Source organism: Pseudomonas mendocina (assembly GCF_003008615.1).
In the GTDB taxonomy this organism is placed as follows: domain Bacteria; phylum Pseudomonadota; class Gammaproteobacteria; order Pseudomonadales; family Pseudomonadaceae; genus Aquipseudomonas; species Aquipseudomonas mendocina_C.
The window spans coordinates 2,554,879-2,570,228 of sequence record NZ_CP027657.1 but is presented as its reverse complement, the minus strand read 5'-3'; the positions used below and the strand labels follow the sequence as shown (position 1 = coordinate 2,570,228).

12 protein-coding genes are annotated in these 15,350 nt (G+C 64.8%); 4 read left to right on the top strand and 8 right to left on the bottom strand.

Annotated elements, in window-relative coordinates; all coding sequences use genetic code 11:
* Positions 1-2 precede the first annotated feature (2 nt).
* Positions 3-1,997 (top strand): metallophosphoesterase family protein, encoded by a 1,995-nt coding sequence (locus tag C7A17_RS11915; RefSeq protein ID WP_234035912.1) that lies wholly within the window; start codon positions 3-5, stop codon positions 1,995-1,997.
* Here C7A17_RS11915 and C7A17_RS11910 read toward each other — a convergent pair.
* Together C7A17_RS11910 and C7A17_RS11905 are read right to left on the bottom strand one after the other, a co-directional pair.
* Positions 1,942-3,267, bottom strand: a complete 1,326-nt coding sequence (locus C7A17_RS11910; protein ID WP_106738229.1) for an APC family permease — start codon at positions 3,265-3,267, stop codon at positions 1,942-1,944. The two genes, C7A17_RS11915 and C7A17_RS11910, sit on opposite strands and share 56 nt — an antisense overlap.
* A gap of 107 nt (positions 3,268-3,374) precedes the next feature.
* The gene (locus C7A17_RS11905; protein WP_106738228.1) at positions 3,375-4,190 is read right to left on the bottom strand and encodes a carbon-nitrogen hydrolase family protein; all 816 of its coding nucleotides are present in this window, start codon (positions 4,188-4,190) and stop codon (positions 3,375-3,377) included.
* 140 nt (positions 4,191-4,330) lie between these two features.
* Between C7A17_RS11905 and C7A17_RS11900 the strand changes: the two genes are divergently transcribed.
* The gene (locus tag C7A17_RS11900; RefSeq protein ID WP_106738227.1) at positions 4,331-5,116 is read left to right on the top strand and encodes a helix-turn-helix transcriptional regulator; all 786 of its coding nucleotides are present in this window, start codon (positions 4,331-4,333) and stop codon (positions 5,114-5,116) included.
* 57 nt (positions 5,117-5,173) lie between these two features.
* On the opposite strand, the gene ycaC is transcribed toward C7A17_RS11900, so the two are convergent.
* Positions 5,174-5,803, bottom strand: a complete 630-nt coding sequence (gene ycaC / locus C7A17_RS11895) for an isochorismate family cysteine hydrolase YcaC (protein ID WP_013717727.1) — start codon at positions 5,801-5,803, stop codon at positions 5,174-5,176.
* A 157-nt stretch (positions 5,804-5,960) separates the two neighbouring features.
* Between ycaC and C7A17_RS11890 the strand changes: the two genes are divergently transcribed.
* Complete coding sequence (locus tag C7A17_RS11890) at positions 5,961-6,866, top strand: LysR substrate-binding domain-containing protein (protein WP_106738226.1); 906 nt, start codon at positions 5,961-5,963, stop codon at positions 6,864-6,866.
* Between the two features lie 12 nt (positions 6,867-6,878).
* Here the strand turns inward: C7A17_RS11890 and C7A17_RS11885 are convergent, their stop codons facing one another.
* Positions 6,879-8,195, bottom strand: coding sequence for an NAD(P)/FAD-dependent oxidoreductase (locus tag C7A17_RS11885; RefSeq protein ID WP_106738225.1), 1,317 nt, complete (start codon positions 8,193-8,195; stop codon positions 6,879-6,881).
* A 141-nt stretch (positions 8,196-8,336) separates the two neighbouring features.
* A complete protein-coding gene (locus C7A17_RS11880; RefSeq protein WP_106738224.1) occupies positions 8,337-9,704 on the bottom strand; it encodes a glutamine synthetase family protein in 1,368 nt (455 codons plus the stop codon).
* Between the two features lie 493 nt (positions 9,705-10,197).
* Here C7A17_RS11880 and C7A17_RS11875 point away from each other — a divergent pair, with 493 nt between their 5' ends.
* On the top strand, positions 10,198-11,340 hold the full coding sequence (locus C7A17_RS11875) for an IS481 family transposase (RefSeq protein ID WP_106742723.1): 1,143 nt from the start codon (positions 10,198-10,200) through the stop codon (positions 11,338-11,340).
* Positions 11,341-11,447: 107 nt separating this feature from the next.
* Here C7A17_RS11875 and C7A17_RS11870 read toward each other — a convergent pair whose 3' ends face one another.
* The 3 genes from C7A17_RS11870 to C7A17_RS11860 all read right to left on the bottom strand — a co-directional run bounded on the left by C7A17_RS11870 (position 11,448) and on the right by C7A17_RS11860 (position 15,337).
* Positions 11,448-13,019, bottom strand: a complete 1,572-nt coding sequence (locus C7A17_RS11870; protein ID WP_199796423.1) for a methyl-accepting chemotaxis protein — start codon at positions 13,017-13,019, stop codon at positions 11,448-11,450.
* A gap of 231 nt (positions 13,020-13,250) precedes the next feature.
* A complete protein-coding gene (locus C7A17_RS11865) occupies positions 13,251-14,327 on the bottom strand; it encodes an FAD-dependent oxidoreductase (RefSeq protein WP_106738223.1) in 1,077 nt (358 codons plus the stop codon).
* Complete coding sequence (locus C7A17_RS11860; RefSeq protein ID WP_106738222.1) at positions 14,324-15,337, bottom strand: AraC family transcriptional regulator; 1,014 nt, start codon at positions 15,335-15,337, stop codon at positions 14,324-14,326. The genes C7A17_RS11865 and C7A17_RS11860 overlap by 4 nt, the downstream gene beginning before the upstream one ends.
* Positions 15,338-15,350 lie beyond the last annotated feature (13 nt).

Sequence of the window (15,350 nt, the reverse complement as noted above, 5' to 3'; positions counted from 1 at the left end):
CGATGACCAACCATCCGCACATGCCCTTGCCCGATGTCCTCGCCGGCCCGCTGCTGCGGCGCCTGGAGCCCAGCCGCCTGGTACTGTGGCTGGTGGCCAGTCGCGAACTGAGCCTGCAGTTGTGGCTGCGGCCCGAAGGCGAAGCGCCGCGCAGCCTGATGCTCGATGAACACTGCCAGCGCCTGCCGCTGGGGCGCCATGCCGTGCTGCATCTGATCGACCTGCCGCTGGAGCAGGTCCTGCCGCAGGACGTGCGCATCGCCTACGACCTGCAGATCGTCGAGGACAACGCCGCACGCGGCCTGACCGACTGGGCACCGCATCTGCTCTACGATGGCGCCGAACACGCCGACTTCGTCCTGCGCTCGCGGGTCGACCAGTTGCTCCATGGTTCCTGCCGCAAACCGCATCATGCGGCGGCCGATGGCCTGCTCTGCGCTGACCGCTTGCTGGCCGAGCCCCACGACGCTACGCAGCGCCCGGCCCTGCTGCTGATGAGCGGCGACCAGGTGTACGTCGACGACGTCGCCGGGCCGATGCTCTGCGCCATTCACCAGTTGATCGCCCGCCTCGGCCTGTTCGACGAGTGGCTAGAAGGCGCCGTGGTCGAGGACAGCCAGGCACTCTACGCCAACCCGGTCGGCTACTACCAGCGCGCCGATCTGCTGCCGGCGCTCAAAAGCAACCAGACCCTGCGCGACAAGTTCTTCGGCGGCGTGGAGAAACCCATCTTCACCAGCAGCAGCGCCGACAATCACCTGGTGACCTTCGCCGAAATGATCGCCATGTACCTGCTGGTCTGGTCTCCGGTGCCCTGGACGCTGATCGAGGAAAGCCAGCCGCCGCTGAACGACGAACAGCAGCAACGCTACGCCGGCGAGCGCCAGCGCATCGACGCCTTCCGCCAGAACCTCGGCCAGGTTGCCCGCGTACTCGCGCACTTGCCTACGCTGATGATCTTCGACGACCACGACGTCACCGATGACTGGAACCTCTCGGCACGCTGGGAAGAGACCGCTTACGGCCACCCCTTCTCCAAGCGCATCATCGGCAACGCCCTGCTCGCCTACCTGCTGTGTCAGGGCTGGGGCAACCATCCGGATGCATTCGAGGAGCCGCTGCAAACCTGCTCCAAGCTGTTAAAGGAGCGACAGGACAACCACCTGAATGCCAAGGCGCAGGACGAACTGATCGACACCCTGCTGCACTTCGAACACTGGCACTACGTGCTGCCCACCACGCCGGCCTTGTTGGTGCTCGATACCCGCACGCGGCGCTGGCGCAGCGAGCGAAACCTGTCACGGCCATCAGGCCTGATGGATTGGGAGGCGCTGTGCGAATTCCAGCAGGCGCTGCTCGATCACCCCAGCTGCATCATCGTCTCGCCAGCGCCGATGTTCGGCGTGAAGCTGATCGAAGGCATCCAGAAACTCTTCACCCTCGCCGGTCACCCGCTGATGGTCGACGCGGAGAACTGGATGGCCCATCGTGGCGCGGCCAGCGTGATGATGAACATCTTCCGTCACTCACGTACGCCGAGAGACTTCGTCATCCTTTCCGGCGACGTGCACTACTCCTTCGTCTACCGCGTGCGCATCCGCCACCGCCGCGCCAGCCCGACCATCTGGCAGATCACCAGCAGCGGCATCAAGAACGAATTCCCGGCCAAGCTGCTGGACTGGTTCGACCGTCTCAACCGCTGGCTCTACGCGCCCTGGTCGCCGCTCAACTGGCTGACCAAGCGTCGCCGCATGCGCGTCAGCCCAATGATCCCCGACCGCAGCCGCTCGGGTGAACGGCTGTGGAATGGCGCGGGGCTCGGCCAGGTGTTCTTCGACGGTCAGGGCCGGCCCAAGCGCATCCAGCAGCTCAATGCCGATGGCTCTGGGCCTGTGACCTTCGTCGCCGAGCGTGAATCCGGCCCGGCGACGGCACCACTGCTCAGGCATCCGGATCGAAGTGCAACTCCGGCGGACGGCGACGGAAGCCTCCGGTGAGCCAGGCCAGATAGAGGCCGCCGATCACCAACCAGGCGCAACCGAGCATGATCGCCAGACGATCCAGGCTGACCATCAGCCACAGCGTCGCCAGCAGGCCGATCAGCGGGCACAGCAGGTAGCGCAGCACCTGCAACGCCCCGCGCGCCTGTGGCTGGCGAGTGAAATGCACGATCACCGCCAGGTTGACCAGGCTGAAGGCGAGGAAGGCGCCGAAGTTGATGAAGGAGGTCGAGGTGGTGACGTCCAGCTTCAGCGCCAGCAAGGCCACCACCGCGCACACAACGATGGCGCCCACCGGTGTACCGAAACGCGGGCTCAGGGTGCCGAGCAGGGCACGCGGCAGCACGCCGTCGCGGCCCATGGCGTACATCAGACGCGAGGCACTGGCCTGTGCCGACAGGCCCGAGGTGAATTGGCCGACGATCAGGCCGATGAGGAAGAACGACACGAACAGATCGCCGCCGATATTGCGGGCGATCTCGTAGGCCGCCGCATCGCTACTTTCGAAGACGATGGACGGGTGCGCCAACTGCACGAAGTAGGCGGTGACCACGAAGATCAGCCCGCCAATCAGGGTGATCAGCAGGATCGCTCGCGGGATGGTGCGCTGCGGCTCATGGGTTTCCTCGGTCAGGGTGCTGACCGCATCGAAGCCGAGGAAGGAGTAGCAGGCCACTGCCGCGCCGGCCATCACCAGCGAAACGTTCATGCCCTCGCCAATGAAGGGTTCGAGCGACCACAAAGGCTTGCTCGCATCGCCCAGTAAGTAGTGCACGCACAGCGCCACGAAGGCCAGCAGCACGAGGAACTGCACCAGCATCAGCACGCCGTTGATGCCCTTGGCCAGGCGCAAGCCGATCACGTTGATCAGGCTGGTGACCAGGATGAAGGCCAGCACCCACAGCGCCTGCGGCACCTCGGGGAAGGCCGAATGCAGGTAGGCCGCGCCGATCAGCCAGATGGCCATGGGCAGGAACAGGTAGTCGAGCAGCACCGACCAGCCAGCAATGAAGCCCAGGTGATCGTTGATGCTGCGGCGCACGTAGCTGTAGGCCGAGCCGGCCACCGGGAACAACGCGGCCATGCGTGCATAGCTGAGGGCGGTGAAGAGCATAGCCAGCGAGGCGGCGACATAGGCCGCGGGCACCGCGCCACGGCTGATCTCGGCGAGGATGCCGAAGGTGCCGAGGACGATGATGGGGGTCATGTAGGCGATGCCGAAGAGCACCACCGCCCCCAGTGAGAGGGATCGTTGCAGACGAGCCATTACTTGCTACTCCCGTTTTTTAAATTGTTATGGCAGAGCCGAAGTCGGTAAAAAACGCGCGGCCGGGCCGCAGCGGGCACTTCATTGGCGCCCGTCAATAAGAAAAGTCAGGGGATCAGCAGCTCGCGCAGACCGCTGTCGTGCTCGACACGCTGGCCGGGCATCGGCATGCGCCGCTCATCCAGGTAGCGGTAGTCGCGACGCGCCTCGGCCAGGCGCTGGAAGTCCAGCTCGATGGTCTGCCGGCACGGCTCGCGACCAGCCTCCAGCAACAGGGTGCCGGAGGGATCGACCACTGCGCTGCCACCGGCGAACACCAGGCCGCCATCACCCGCGCCGACGCGATTGGTCATCACCGCATAGGCCTGGTTCTCCATGGCCCGCGCCATGATCGCGGTGCGATGGGTCGGCCCGTAGGGATCCATGTTGCCGTTGGTGACGATCAGCAGCTCGGCGCCCAGTTCGCCCAGGGCGCGGGCGCTTTCCGGGAATTCGATGTCGAAGCACACCAGCAAGCCGACGCGCACGTCATCGAGCAGCGCCGTGGCGTAACGGTCACCCGGTTCGAACACACCGCGATCCGATGCCCACAGATGGGTCTTGCGGTACTTGAGCACGAGGTCATCGCCATCGAGCAGCACCGTGGTGTTGTAGAAATGGCCGTTGTCGTTTTCGGCGATGCCGATGGCCACGGCCAGGCCACGTTCGCGGGCGGCGCGGCGGATCGCCTGCAGGCTCGGGCCATCCAGCGGCTCGGCCAGGGCGGCGATGTTCTCGGCAGTGGGGAAGCCGGTCAGGTAGGTTTCCGGGAACACCACCAGACGGGTGCCCGCCGCGCAACCGGCGATGGCCTCCAGCGCGGCAGCGAGGTTGTAGGCGGTATCGCCATCACGGCCAGCGAGCTGGACGAGTTCGACTTGCATGACAGGGCTCCGATTCTTGTTGTTGCACGGCGCGCGGCGGCTAACCAGAATGCCGGCAGCCATCCGCCAGGGTTCGAGTATGGAGACAGGGTCGCCCGGGCGAAATCACGCACGTGGGGTAACCCCCGGGGGGTAGAGGCATGACCATGACCTTGCACGACATCGCCTTTCACCGCAGCGTAGGCGAACTCATCGACGCCCTGCCCAGCCCGCACTTCTGGCGCGCCCTGGTGCGCACACTGGGCCAGTACGTGGCACACGACAGCTGGGTGGCGCTGATCTTCAGCGAAGGGCGACCGCAGGTGCTGGCCGAATGCGCCGGCGACGACGGCGAACCCGACCTGCTGTTCCAGGATTACCTGCGCGGCCTGTACCTGCTCGACCCCTTCTACATCGCCAGCCGCGAAGGTCGCCGCGACGGCCTGGTGCGCCTGGCCGACGTGGCCCCGGAATGCTTCGAGCAGACCGATTACTTCCGCCGCTACTTCAGCCTCAATGTGGTGGCCGACGAAGTGCAGATCAACCTGCCGCTGCCCGGCGAGCGCACCCTGTGCCTGTCGCTGGGCTCGCGTCAGGCCTTCCGCCCAGAACAGATCGCCCTGCTCAGCCTGGTGCAGCCCTGGGTCACCGCGCTGATGCGTCAGCGCCTGGCCTTCGAACCGGAGCCCGGCGAACCCAGCGCCCCACCGCCCTGGCAGGAGCGCCTGGAACAGATGGCCCGGCAAGTGGAAACGGCACTGACCGGGCGCGAACTGGAAGTGGTGCGGCTGATGCTCAGCGGCCACTCCAGCAAGGAAGTGGCGCGCAAGCTGGCGATCTCGGCGGAAACCGTGAAGGTGCACCGCAAGCACGTCTACAGCAAGCTGGGGATCAAGTCGCAGTCGGAGCTGTTTGCCTTGTTCCTGCAGGCGCAGCGCGGCGGATAAGCTGGACAGACGAAACCGGAGCCTGCATGCAGGCTCCGGTTGCGTTTCAGCCGAGGATTACTTGCCGGCGGTCAGCGCGCTGTAGCTGGTGATCAGGTTGCGATAGTCCGGGATGTGATCCGAGCAGATCTTGGCCAGGCCTTCCACGTCGTTGCGCCAGTCGCGGTGCAGCTCGCAGGCCACGGCGAACCAGTTCATCAGCTGTGCGCCGGCCTGGGTCATGCGGCTCCAGGCGGAGTCACGGGTGATCTGGTTGAAGGTGCCCGAGGCATCGGTCACCACGAACACGTCGAAGCCTTCCTCGATGGCCGACAGGGCCGGGAACGCCACGCACACCTCTGTGACCACACCGGCGATGATCAGTTGCTTCTTGCCGGTGGCCTTGATCGCCTTGACGAAGTCTTCGTTGTCCCAGGCGTTGATCTGGCCAGGGCGGGCGATGTACGGCGCGTCCGGGAACATCTCCTTCAGTTCGGGAACCAGCGGGCCGTTGGGGCCGGTTTCGAAGCTGGTGGTAAGGATGGTCGGCAGGTTGAAGAACTTGGCGAGGTCAGCCAGGGCCAGCACGTTGTTCTTGAACTTGTCCGGCTCGATGTCGCGAACCAGGGACAGCAGACCGGCCTGGTGGTCGACCAGCAGTACGACGGCGTTGTCTTTGTCCAGGCGGTTGTAGGTGGCGTTGGTCATGGTGAAGTCCTCGAATTGTTCTCAATGGTGACCGGCGATGCGGTGCGTTGGGTTTCGTTCAGCAGTGCGTCACTGCATGGAATAAAGATTAAATTCGAGACCTTTTACCGACTAGACTGCGAAAACTGCCTCTAGCGTTCTATTTGGAGAACGATCAATGGAAGACCTCAACAGCCTCTACTACTTCACCCAGGTGGTGGAGCATGGCGGCTTCGCCGCGGCGGGGCGTGCGCTGGACATGCCCAAGTCCAAGCTCAGCCGGCGCATTGCCGAGCTCGAGGAACGCCTCGGCGTGCGCCTGCTGCACCGCACCAGCCGACACCTGTCGCTCACCGAGATCGGCCAGGCGTATTACCAGCGCTGCCTGGCCATGCGCGTCGAGGCCGAAGGCGCGGCGGAGGTGATCGAACGCAACCGCGCCGAGCCGCGCGGCCTGGTTCGCCTGGCCTGCCCGACGACGCTGCTCAATTCCTGGGTCGGGCCGATGCTGACCCGCTACATGCTCAAGTACCCGCTGGTGGAGCTGTACATCGAGAGCACCAACCGTCGCGTGGATCTGCTCCACGAAGGCTTCGACGTGGCCCTGCGGGTGCGTTTTCCGCCGCTGGAAAACACCGACATGGTGATGAAGGTGCTCGCCGCCAGCACCCAGTGCCTGGTCGGGCATTCGGATCTGCTGGCCTCGCTGCCGCAGGGTTTTCACCCCGACGAACTGGGCCGCCTGCCAAGCCTGCACTGGGGCGGCGCGCAGCGCGAATACCAGTGGGAACTGCTCGGCCCGGACGATGGCAAGCAGGTGATCACGCACCGGCCAAGGATGATCACCGATGACCTGCGCGCCCTGCGCGACGGTGCGCTGGCAGGGGTCGGCATCGTCCACCTGCCGCGTGTGGCGGTGCGTGACGACCTGGCCGCCGGCAGGCTGGTGGAGATGCTGCCGGGCTGGGCACCCAAGTGCGGCATCGTCCACGCCATCTTCCCCTCCCGCCGCGGCCTGCTGCCGTCGGTACGCACCCTGATCGACTTCCTCGCCGAGGAGTTCAGCCAGAGCGATATGGCCTGATACGCGCACCTTTCAGCGCAACTTCTCCAGCATCTGGTAGTACCACATGCCCGCCGCCAGCATCGGGTTGCCGAGCTGGTCGCCCAGCGGCACCTTGATGTGCTTGCAGGCGGCGAAGGTGTCGAACTGCTCCAGGTCGCCGGTGATTGCCTTGGCCATGATCTCGCCCATGATGTGGGTGGTCGCCACGCCATGGCCGGAATAGCCCTGGCAGTACCAGACGTTGGATGAGAGCTTGCCCAGCTGCGGGATGCGGTTCATCACGATGCCCATGGCGCAGCTCCACTGAAAGTCGATCTGCACGCCCTTGAGCTGCGGGAAGGTGCTCTCGATGCACGGGCGTAGCTCGCCGGCGATGTCGCGTGAATCACGCCCGGAGTAGTTGGCGCCACCGCCGAACAACAGACGGCCATCGCCGGTGAGGCGATAGTAGTCGAGCACGAAGCGGCAGTCGTAAACCGCGAGGTCATAGGGGTTGATCGCTTCGATCAGTTCGGCGCCCAGCGGCGCGGTGGTGACGATGCCGCCCATGGCCGGGAAGATCATGCCCTTGAGCTTGCGCCGCTCCAGCTTGTGGTAGACGTCGCCGGCCAGCAGTACCTGCTTGGCCTCGATGCGCCCGCCCGTGGTGACCACCGCCGGACGCGGGCCGTGGACGATATCCAGCACCTCGGAGTGTTCGAAGATCAGCGCGCCCAGGCTCTCGGCAGCCCTGGCCTCGCCGAGGCACAGGTTGAGCGGGTGCAGGTGCATGTTGCGGGTGTTCTTCAACGCACCGCAGTACAGGTCGCTGCCCAGTTGCGCACGCACGCCGGCAGCGTCGAGCAGGGTGACCTCGTCGCCCATGCCACGGCGCAGCGCTTCGTCGTAGGTCGCCTTGAGCTCGTCCATATGGCTGGCCTTCATCGCCGTATGCAGGTGGCCATGCTTGAGGTCGCAGTCGATGCCGTACTTGGCCACGCGGTTCTTGATGATCTCGTGGCCGCGCCAGCGCAGGTGCCAGATGAAGTCGTCCACCTCGTCGCCGAGGGTGTTGCGCATCTGCTTGCGCATGGCCTCGTCGCCGGACAGGCTGCCGGTGACCTGGCCGCCGTTACGCCCGCTGGCCCCCCAGCCGACCTTGTTGGTCTCCACCACGGCCACCTTGAGGCCACGCTCGGCCAATTCCACCGCCGTGGCGATGCCGGTGAAGCCGCCGCCGATGATGGCCACGTCGACGGTGACACTGCCCTGCAGGGTCGGGTAGTCGCTCTCGAAATTGAGCGAAGCCGAGTAGTAGGACGGCGCGCGCTCGGCGGCGGGTTTGGCATGTTGGTTGATCGCGTTCATTGCAGAATCCTTGTGGCGATTGCCGCCGTAGGGTGCGCCGTGCGCACCGATGAATCACTCGTCGCGGCTGAAGCCCCTCCCACGGAGCGTGGCGTCTCATGTGGGAGGGGCTTCAGCCGCGACTTCTTCAAATAAGGGCCTTCAGGCGTTGCTCAGGTACCAGCGCCAATCCTGCTCGCCGACTTCGCCCATGAACTGGCGATACTCAGCACGCTTGACCGCGAGAAAGACCTTGAGGAAGTCGGCGCCGAAGGCATCACGTGCCCAGTCGGAGCGCTCAAGCGCGTGGATCGCAGCTGACCACTCAGTGGGCAGGCGCTCCTTGGCCTGGGCGTAGCCGTTGCCTTCGATCGGCGCGCCGGGGTCGAGGTGGTCACGAATACCACGGTGAATCCCAGCAAGGATCGCCGCCGCCGCCAGGTAAGGGTTGGCATCGGCGCCGCAGATACGATGCTCGACGTGGCGGGTATTCGCCGGGCCGCCGGGCACGCGCAGGCTGACGGTGCGGTTGTCCACGCCCCAGGTCGGCGCCAGCGGCGCGTAGCTGTTGGCCTGGAAACGTCGGTAGGAGTTGGCGTTGGGGCAGAACAACAGCAGCGAGTCGAGCAAGCTGGCGAGCATGCCGCCGACCGCCTGGCGCAGCAGCGGCGTGCCGGCAGGATCTTCACTGGCAAAGAGGTTGTTGCCCTTCATATCGGCCAGGCTGACGTGCATGTGCATGCCGGTGCCGGCCAGGTGATCGAACGGCTTGGCCATGAAGCAGGCCTGCATGCCGTGGCGGTGCGCCACGCCCTTGACCAGGCGCTTGTAGCGCACCGCCTGATCCATCGCCGCCAGCACCGGGCCGTGCTCCAGGGTGATTTCCACCTGGCCGGGGGCGTATTCGGAAATCGCCGTGCGCGCGGGAATACCCTGCGCCTTGCAGGCGGCATAGAGGTCACGCAGGAAGGGTTCGATCTGCTCCAGCTCGCGCAGGCCGTAGACCTGGGTCTGCCGTGGGCGGCCGCCGTCGGCATCCAGCGCCGGCTGCGGACGGCCCTGGGCATCACGCTTCTGGTCGAGCAGGTAGAACTCCAGCTCGCAAGCCATCACCGGGTAATAACCCTCGGCCTCGAGCTGCTCGATCACGCGGATCAGCAGCTGGCGTGGATCGGCCGGGGTGGCCGGCAAGCCCTCGGTGGGATGCATCGACACCTGCACGGCCGCGGTAGGCATCTGCCGCCAGGGCAGGCGTACCAGGCTGCCGGGCAGCGGGTAGGCGCGGCAGTCGATATCGCCCACCTCCCAGACCAGACCGGAGTCCTCGACATCCTCACCCTGGATGGACAGGCCGAGCATGGTGCTCGGCAGCGGCCGGCCGCTCTGGTACAGCGCCAGCAATTCCTCGCGGTGCAGCAGCTTGCCACGCGGCACGCCATTGGCATCGAGGATGAACAGCTCGATCAATTCGATATCGGGATTGTTCGCCAGGAAGTCCTGAGCTTCCTGCACGGGGGCGAAAGTCGTCATGTTGCGCTCGCTTGCGCCAGTAGGGCGCTCGGTGTCCGCACGGCCCGTTCGATTCTTGAACAGGTTGCACAGGCAGACAAGGTGATAGCAGCGGCTGCGGGCATGGCGCAGCCATCGGTATTCAGCGGGCGGGGACGGCGTCCGGCGGGCGAGCGTGGCGGCAATGCCACAGCGCCCAGAAGGCGAGGATGATGGTCAGCAGCGGGTTTAACCGCTCCAACAGGCGCCTCCACGCAGGAGCGCGGTACGGCAGAACATGGACTTGGCAGGCCAGGGGGATCATGGTTTGGCAGCGTCGCACAGGGCTTGAAGTGCGTTAAATCGGGTTTTTCATACGCTTGGTTATGCCCAGGCTAAACAATCCCGCCCATGCAAACCAAATCGACCCGTAGGGTGTGCCGTGTGTTCAGCCGGGGGACATAGGTAACGGGTGTCGGGAGACATAGGTAACGCATTTAGGCTTACGGTGTTCATCGGATCGGGAGATCGAATGATGCCGTGGCTGGAGCGCAGCACTATGTCGATAAGGCGAGAGTTTGTTCTGCTGGCAGGGCAGCCCCAAAGTAATGTGCGGGAGCTCTGTCGGCGGTATGGCATCAGTCCCAGAACTGGCTACAAATGGCTGGATCGGTACCGTGAGCAAGGCGATGCAGGCTTACAGGATCGATCCCGCCGTCCCCTGAGCAGTCCAGGGCGCAGCGATCCGACGTTGGAACAAACGGTTGTGCAATTGCACCACCGCTATCCCTATTGGGGCGCTCGCAAACTGCGAAGCTTGTTGATGACTGCGGCTGTTGATCCGCCTCACCACAGCACTATCGACGCCATCCTCAAGCGCCACGATTGTCATGTCCTTTACCACAATGAGCAGGCGCAAGCGCCGGCTAACCATCGTTTCGAGCATCCCAATCCGAACGACCTCTGGCAGATCGACTTCAAGGGTAGCGTCCCCCTAAACGATCGCCGTTCGCCTCGTTGTCATCCCTTGACCCTGCTGGACGATCACTCACGCTTTTCGCTCTGCCTGCAAGCCTGTGAGGGGGAGCGGCTGGAGCTGGTCAAACCGCATCTGATCGAGGTTTTCCGTCAGTACGGTTTGCCGCTGCGTATCACCGCCGACAACGGGCCGCCTTGGGGTTCTAATATTGCCGGTGGACTATCAAAATTGGAGGTTTGGCTGATGCGGCTGGGGATCGAGGTCAGCCATAGTCGGCCTCATCATCCACAGACTCAGGGCAAGCTGGAGCGCTTCCACCAGACACTCAAACGCGAAGTGCTGCATCGCGCGTTCAGCGACTTGCAGCATTGTCAGCAAGTGATGAGCCGCTGGCGAGACGAGTACAACCATTACCGTCCGCACGAAGCACTTGATCAACGGCCCCCTATAGAGCGCTATAGGCCCAGTCCACGAAGCTACCCGGAGCAACTGCCAGCCATCGAATATGAACCGGGTGATCACGTGGTGAATGTACGTCAGACCGGGCAGGTGTATTTCAAAGGGCTCAACGTCTTCGTAAGTGGAGGTCTATATGGGGAGAAGGTCGCCATCCGACCAACTGCCGAAGAGGGTGTCTACGATGTGGTATTCATCCGCAAAACGCTGCGTCAGATAGACCTGAGGCAACGGGCAACATGATCATCAACCTGTTACCCATGTCTCCCGACAGGTGTTTACCATGTCCCCCGGCTGAACACCGTGCGCACCATTACCCGCACGACAGACAGCGGTGCGCACAGCGCACCCTACGGCTCCGGCCGATAGCCCAGACGCAAACCGCCCCAATGCTTGCCCTGCACCATGATCGGCACCGACAGGTCGTGCATCAGCTCGCCGGTATCGCGCATGTAGGTCTGCAGCAGTAGCGCCTGCCTGTGGCTGCCGCAACGAATGCCGGTGCGGTCGTTGAACAGGCGCTTGCCGCGGCTGCGGGTCGCGTCCACCGCCGGATCGCCACTGGGCGGATGGTTGAAGGCGGCGTTGTGGGTCGGCACGTAGCCTTCCGGCGTGGTGGAGATGGCGAAGACCAATCCTTCATGGCGCTTGAGCAGCGGCTCCTGCAACGCCGGCAGCACCTGGTCGGCGTACTGGTCGAAGCGGGTACGGTACTTCTGTGGCTGGGTGCCGGCAATCGGCTGGTAACGGCGGTCGAACAGGTCGTCGAGGCTGATGCGTCCGGCTTGCAGATCCTGCTCGAATTGCGCGGCGATGGCAGCGGCGCCTTCGCGAGCCAGGTCATAGGCACGCTGGTGATAGTCGTCCAGGCCCACTTCGGCGAGCTGCTCGCTGACCGTCTCGGCCTGGCCTACCAACTGTTCGGCCGCGTCGGCCAGTTGCCGCGTCTGCCCCTCGCTGCCTTGCACATCATCCTGCAACTGCAGCGCGGCAGCCGACAGACTGGCCAGACGCTGGTGATTGTCCGCAGTACCAGCGCTGATCTGCGCCACCTGCTGTTCGACTTCCTCGGCCTGGTCGGCAATGCCGTGCAAGCGGCTGCCCGCTGTCTCGATCTGCTGCGCGGCCTGTTCCAGTTCGACACTCTGACGCTGGATATGGGCGACCACCGCGGCACTCTGCTGACGGATGTCGGCGACCATCTGGCTGACTTCCCCGGTAGCGCTGGCAGTGCGTGCGGCGAGGTTGCGCACCTCGTCGGCGACCACGGCAAAGCCCCTGCCCATCTCACCGGCACGGGCCGCCTCGATGGCCGCGTTGAGCGCCAGCAGGTTGGTCTGGCTGGCGATGGACTGGATCACCTGGGTGACCTGTTCGATCTGTTCGGTGCGGCTGCCGAGACCATCGATCAGCTCGCGGCTGGCCAGGGTCTGCGCATTGAGTTGCTGCATGCGCTCGATGGCCTGGTTGAGCTCGGCCTGCCCATTGGCACTGGCTTCGCGCACATGCTGCGCAGCGGCCAGAGTGTGCTCGGCGCGCGCGGCACTGTCCTGCTCGGTATGGGTGATGGCCTCGGCCGCCTGGCTGACCTGCTGCACGGCCGCCAGCTGCGACTGCAGGCGCTCGGCGAGGTGCTTGACCGCATGGGCCACCTTGGCCGCGGACAGCGCGTTGTGACAGGTATGCCGCGACAGCCCGCGGCTGAGTTCGACGAAGTCGCCGGCCGCTTTCTGCTGAGTAGCCTGCACCGGCTCGTCACGACGCTGCCACGGCCCCAACCAGGGCCATAACGCCAGCAACAGGTAGGACGGCACGCTCACGTAGAGCGGCAGCTGCATCTGCTGATAGACGAGCATCAGCCCGGCAAGACCAACGGCATGCAATACGAAAGCGATCGGCGAACGGATAAAGGCAGCTTGCATGACCGACCTCAGAGTTCTTGTTCTGGTGCGCGGCGAGGCGCTGTAGGCGGACGGGGTCACGGCGGGTTCTCTCCTTGAATATCCCACGCAACCTGGGCAGCAGGCTACGTGTACGACAGGCCCGACGAAAATCAGCGTATGCAGACCGGGCACGATGACCGGGATTCGAGCAGCTTGGAAGCACCAGCACCATAAAACTTTGGTAGCACACCGCCACGACTCTAGTCCGAACTAGCCCACCACGCGATGACGTTTGACGAAGCGCTGATCCAGCCAGTCCTTGTAACGCCCGTAGAGTTGCCCACCCGCACTCCAGTCATGCCAGCCGAACAGAGCCCCGCCATCGCCGGTGGCCAGCAGTGCCACGCTCTGCCACTGGGCGCGATAGTGCTGCAGAGGCCGGTCGTGCAAGGCCGCGTGCAGGTTGGCAGCCAGCACCGGTGCCTGCCGCACGGCGAAGCGACCACTACGGCGCATGCCATCGAGGCTGGCGCAATCGCCGACGGCGAAGATCTGCGCATGCGACTCACATTGCAGGGTCGGGCGAATGGCGACGAAACCGGCTGCGTCCTTGGCCAGTTGGCTGGCCGTCAGCCAGAGCCAGGGGCGCGCGCCACTGGCCAGCAGCAAACGCCGGCCACGCCATACCGGCTCGTCGCCACTGAGCAACCAGTCGTCCTCAATGCGTCCGATCGGACAGTGCTCACGCACCTGCACGCCACGCTGGCGTAAATGGCCAAGCGCACGCAAACGCAGCCCAGGCGCCAGGCCATCGAGCAGCGAACCACCGCAGAACAGCGCCAGCGCCGGCACCTTGTCGGCAAGCGCCAGGGCCAGCTCCACGCCACCGGCACCACCGCCGAGAATGGCCATGCGTCGTGGCTCGGCCTGCCATTGCTGCCAACCTGCGAGCAGCGCCTCGATCGGCCGCGCCGCGAGCACCTGCATGGCATCGCCCTGCTGCGGTGGAATGGCCATGCCGGCGCCGACATTGAGCGACAGCCATTCGCCTTGCAGGCTACGACCATCGCTGAGCTGCACGCAGCGCATATCGGCATCGAGTGAAGCGATCTGTCCTTCGATCAGATCCACCTTCGCCGCACGGCACAGCGCCAGCAGTTCCACCCGGCAGTCCGCAGCGTTGAAACGGCCACTGATCAGCCCCGGCAGCATGCCCGCATACCAGGCCTCGGGGCCGGGGCTGAGCAGGCCGATGCGCCCTGGCGGGCGCTCCACCAGCGCCCAGCGGCGCAACACACCAAGGTGAGCATGGCCGGCTCCGGCCAGCAGCAGGTCGTACTGGGTCATGCGTTTTTCAATCCATCACGGTACTGGCTCGGCGTCTGGCCGGTCCAACGTTTGAAGGCTCGGCCGAAGCTGCTGCTGTCGCTGAAGCCGAGCAGATAGGCAACTTCACTGATCGAACAGCGCGGGTCGCGCATGTGCCGCAGTGCCAGGGTGTGGCGCGTATCGCCGAGCAGAGCCTCGTAGCTGGTGCCCTCCTCGGCCAGATGCCGCTGCAGGCTGCGCAGGCTCAGGTGCAAGGTCTGGGCAATACGTTCGGCGGAGGGCTCGCCATCGGGCAGTTGCGCCTCCAGGCAGCGGCGCACCCGCTCGCTGCAGTTGGCCGCCTGCAACTGTTCCAGACTGCGTTTGAGCACGGTCTCGTTGTGCTCGGCCAGCTCGGGGTTACCGTCATCCAGACGCTGCTCGAACGCCGCGCGGGGAAAGCGCAACAGACTCTCGTCGGCAGCAAATTCCAGTGGCGCGCGAAACACCGCCTGCCAGGGCTCGGGATCAGCCGGCAAAGGCCGTTGCAGGCGCACCAGCAGCGGTGAGAAGTCACGATTCAGACGATTGCGACAGCTACGCACGTAGATCGCGGCGAAGGCATCCAGTGCCTCGGGGGCCGGTGGCGGACTGCCCGGCGGCACGCGGAAACGGAATTCATAGACGTCCTCCAGCTGGCGCAACTCCAGTTCCAGTACATCGCTGACCACCCGGTGATAACGGACGATGCGCTCGAACATTTCGCGCAGGCTGCTGCTGGCGATCAGTGCGTAACCCAGCGCGTGGAAGGTGGTCGGGCTGACGAACTGCGAAGTCTTCAGTCCCAGCGCCGGATCGCCGCTGGCGGCCACCGCCAATTGCCACAGACGGGTGGTCACCGACAGCGGGCAACGCGCGTTAGGGTCATCGAGCAGCACCGGATCAAGGCCCGCCTCGAGGCACAGCGCAGCGCTATCCAGGCCAAGCGCATCGAGCTGTTTGCGCAGCGCGCGCGTCCAGCTGGCCAGGGTGGAAGGTTCGACAGTCATGCAGATTGGCGTA

Coding starts and splice junctions, on each gene's coding strand:
- C7A17_RS11905 (WP_106738228.1), bottom strand. CDS start 4,190: ATGCAAGTCGAACTCGTCCAGCTCGCTGGCCGTGATGGCGATACCGCC.
- ycaC (WP_013717727.1), bottom strand. CDS start 5,803: ATGACCAACGCCACCTACAACCGCCTGGACAAAGACAACGCCGTCGTA.
- C7A17_RS11885 (WP_106738225.1), bottom strand. CDS start 8,195: ATGAACGCGATCAACCAACATGCCAAACCCGCCGCCGAGCGCGCGCCG.
- C7A17_RS11870 (WP_199796423.1), bottom strand. CDS start 13,019: ATGCAAGCTGCCTTTATCCGTTCGCCGATCGCTTTCGTATTGCATGCC.
- C7A17_RS11915 (WP_234035912.1), top strand. CDS start 3: ATGACCAACCATCCGCACATGCCCTTGCCCGATGTCCTCGCCGGCCCG.
- C7A17_RS11875 (WP_106742723.1), top strand. CDS start 10,198: ATGCCGTGGCTGGAGCGCAGCACTATGTCGATAAGGCGAGAGTTTGTT.
- C7A17_RS11880 (WP_106738224.1), bottom strand. CDS start 9,704: ATGACGACTTTCGCCCCCGTGCAGGAAGCTCAGGACTTCCTGGCGAAC.
- C7A17_RS11860 (WP_106738222.1), bottom strand. CDS start 15,337: ATGACTGTCGAACCTTCCACCCTGGCCAGCTGGACGCGCGCGCTGCGC.
- C7A17_RS11900 (WP_106738227.1), top strand. CDS start 4,331: ATGACCATGACCTTGCACGACATCGCCTTTCACCGCAGCGTAGGCGAA.
- C7A17_RS11910 (WP_106738229.1), bottom strand. CDS start 3,267: ATGGCTCGTCTGCAACGATCCCTCTCACTGGGGGCGGTGGTGCTCTTC.
- C7A17_RS11865 (WP_106738223.1), bottom strand. CDS start 14,327: ATGACCCAGTACGACCTGCTGCTGGCCGGAGCCGGCCATGCTCACCTT.
- C7A17_RS11890 (WP_106738226.1), top strand. CDS start 5,961: ATGGAAGACCTCAACAGCCTCTACTACTTCACCCAGGTGGTGGAGCAT.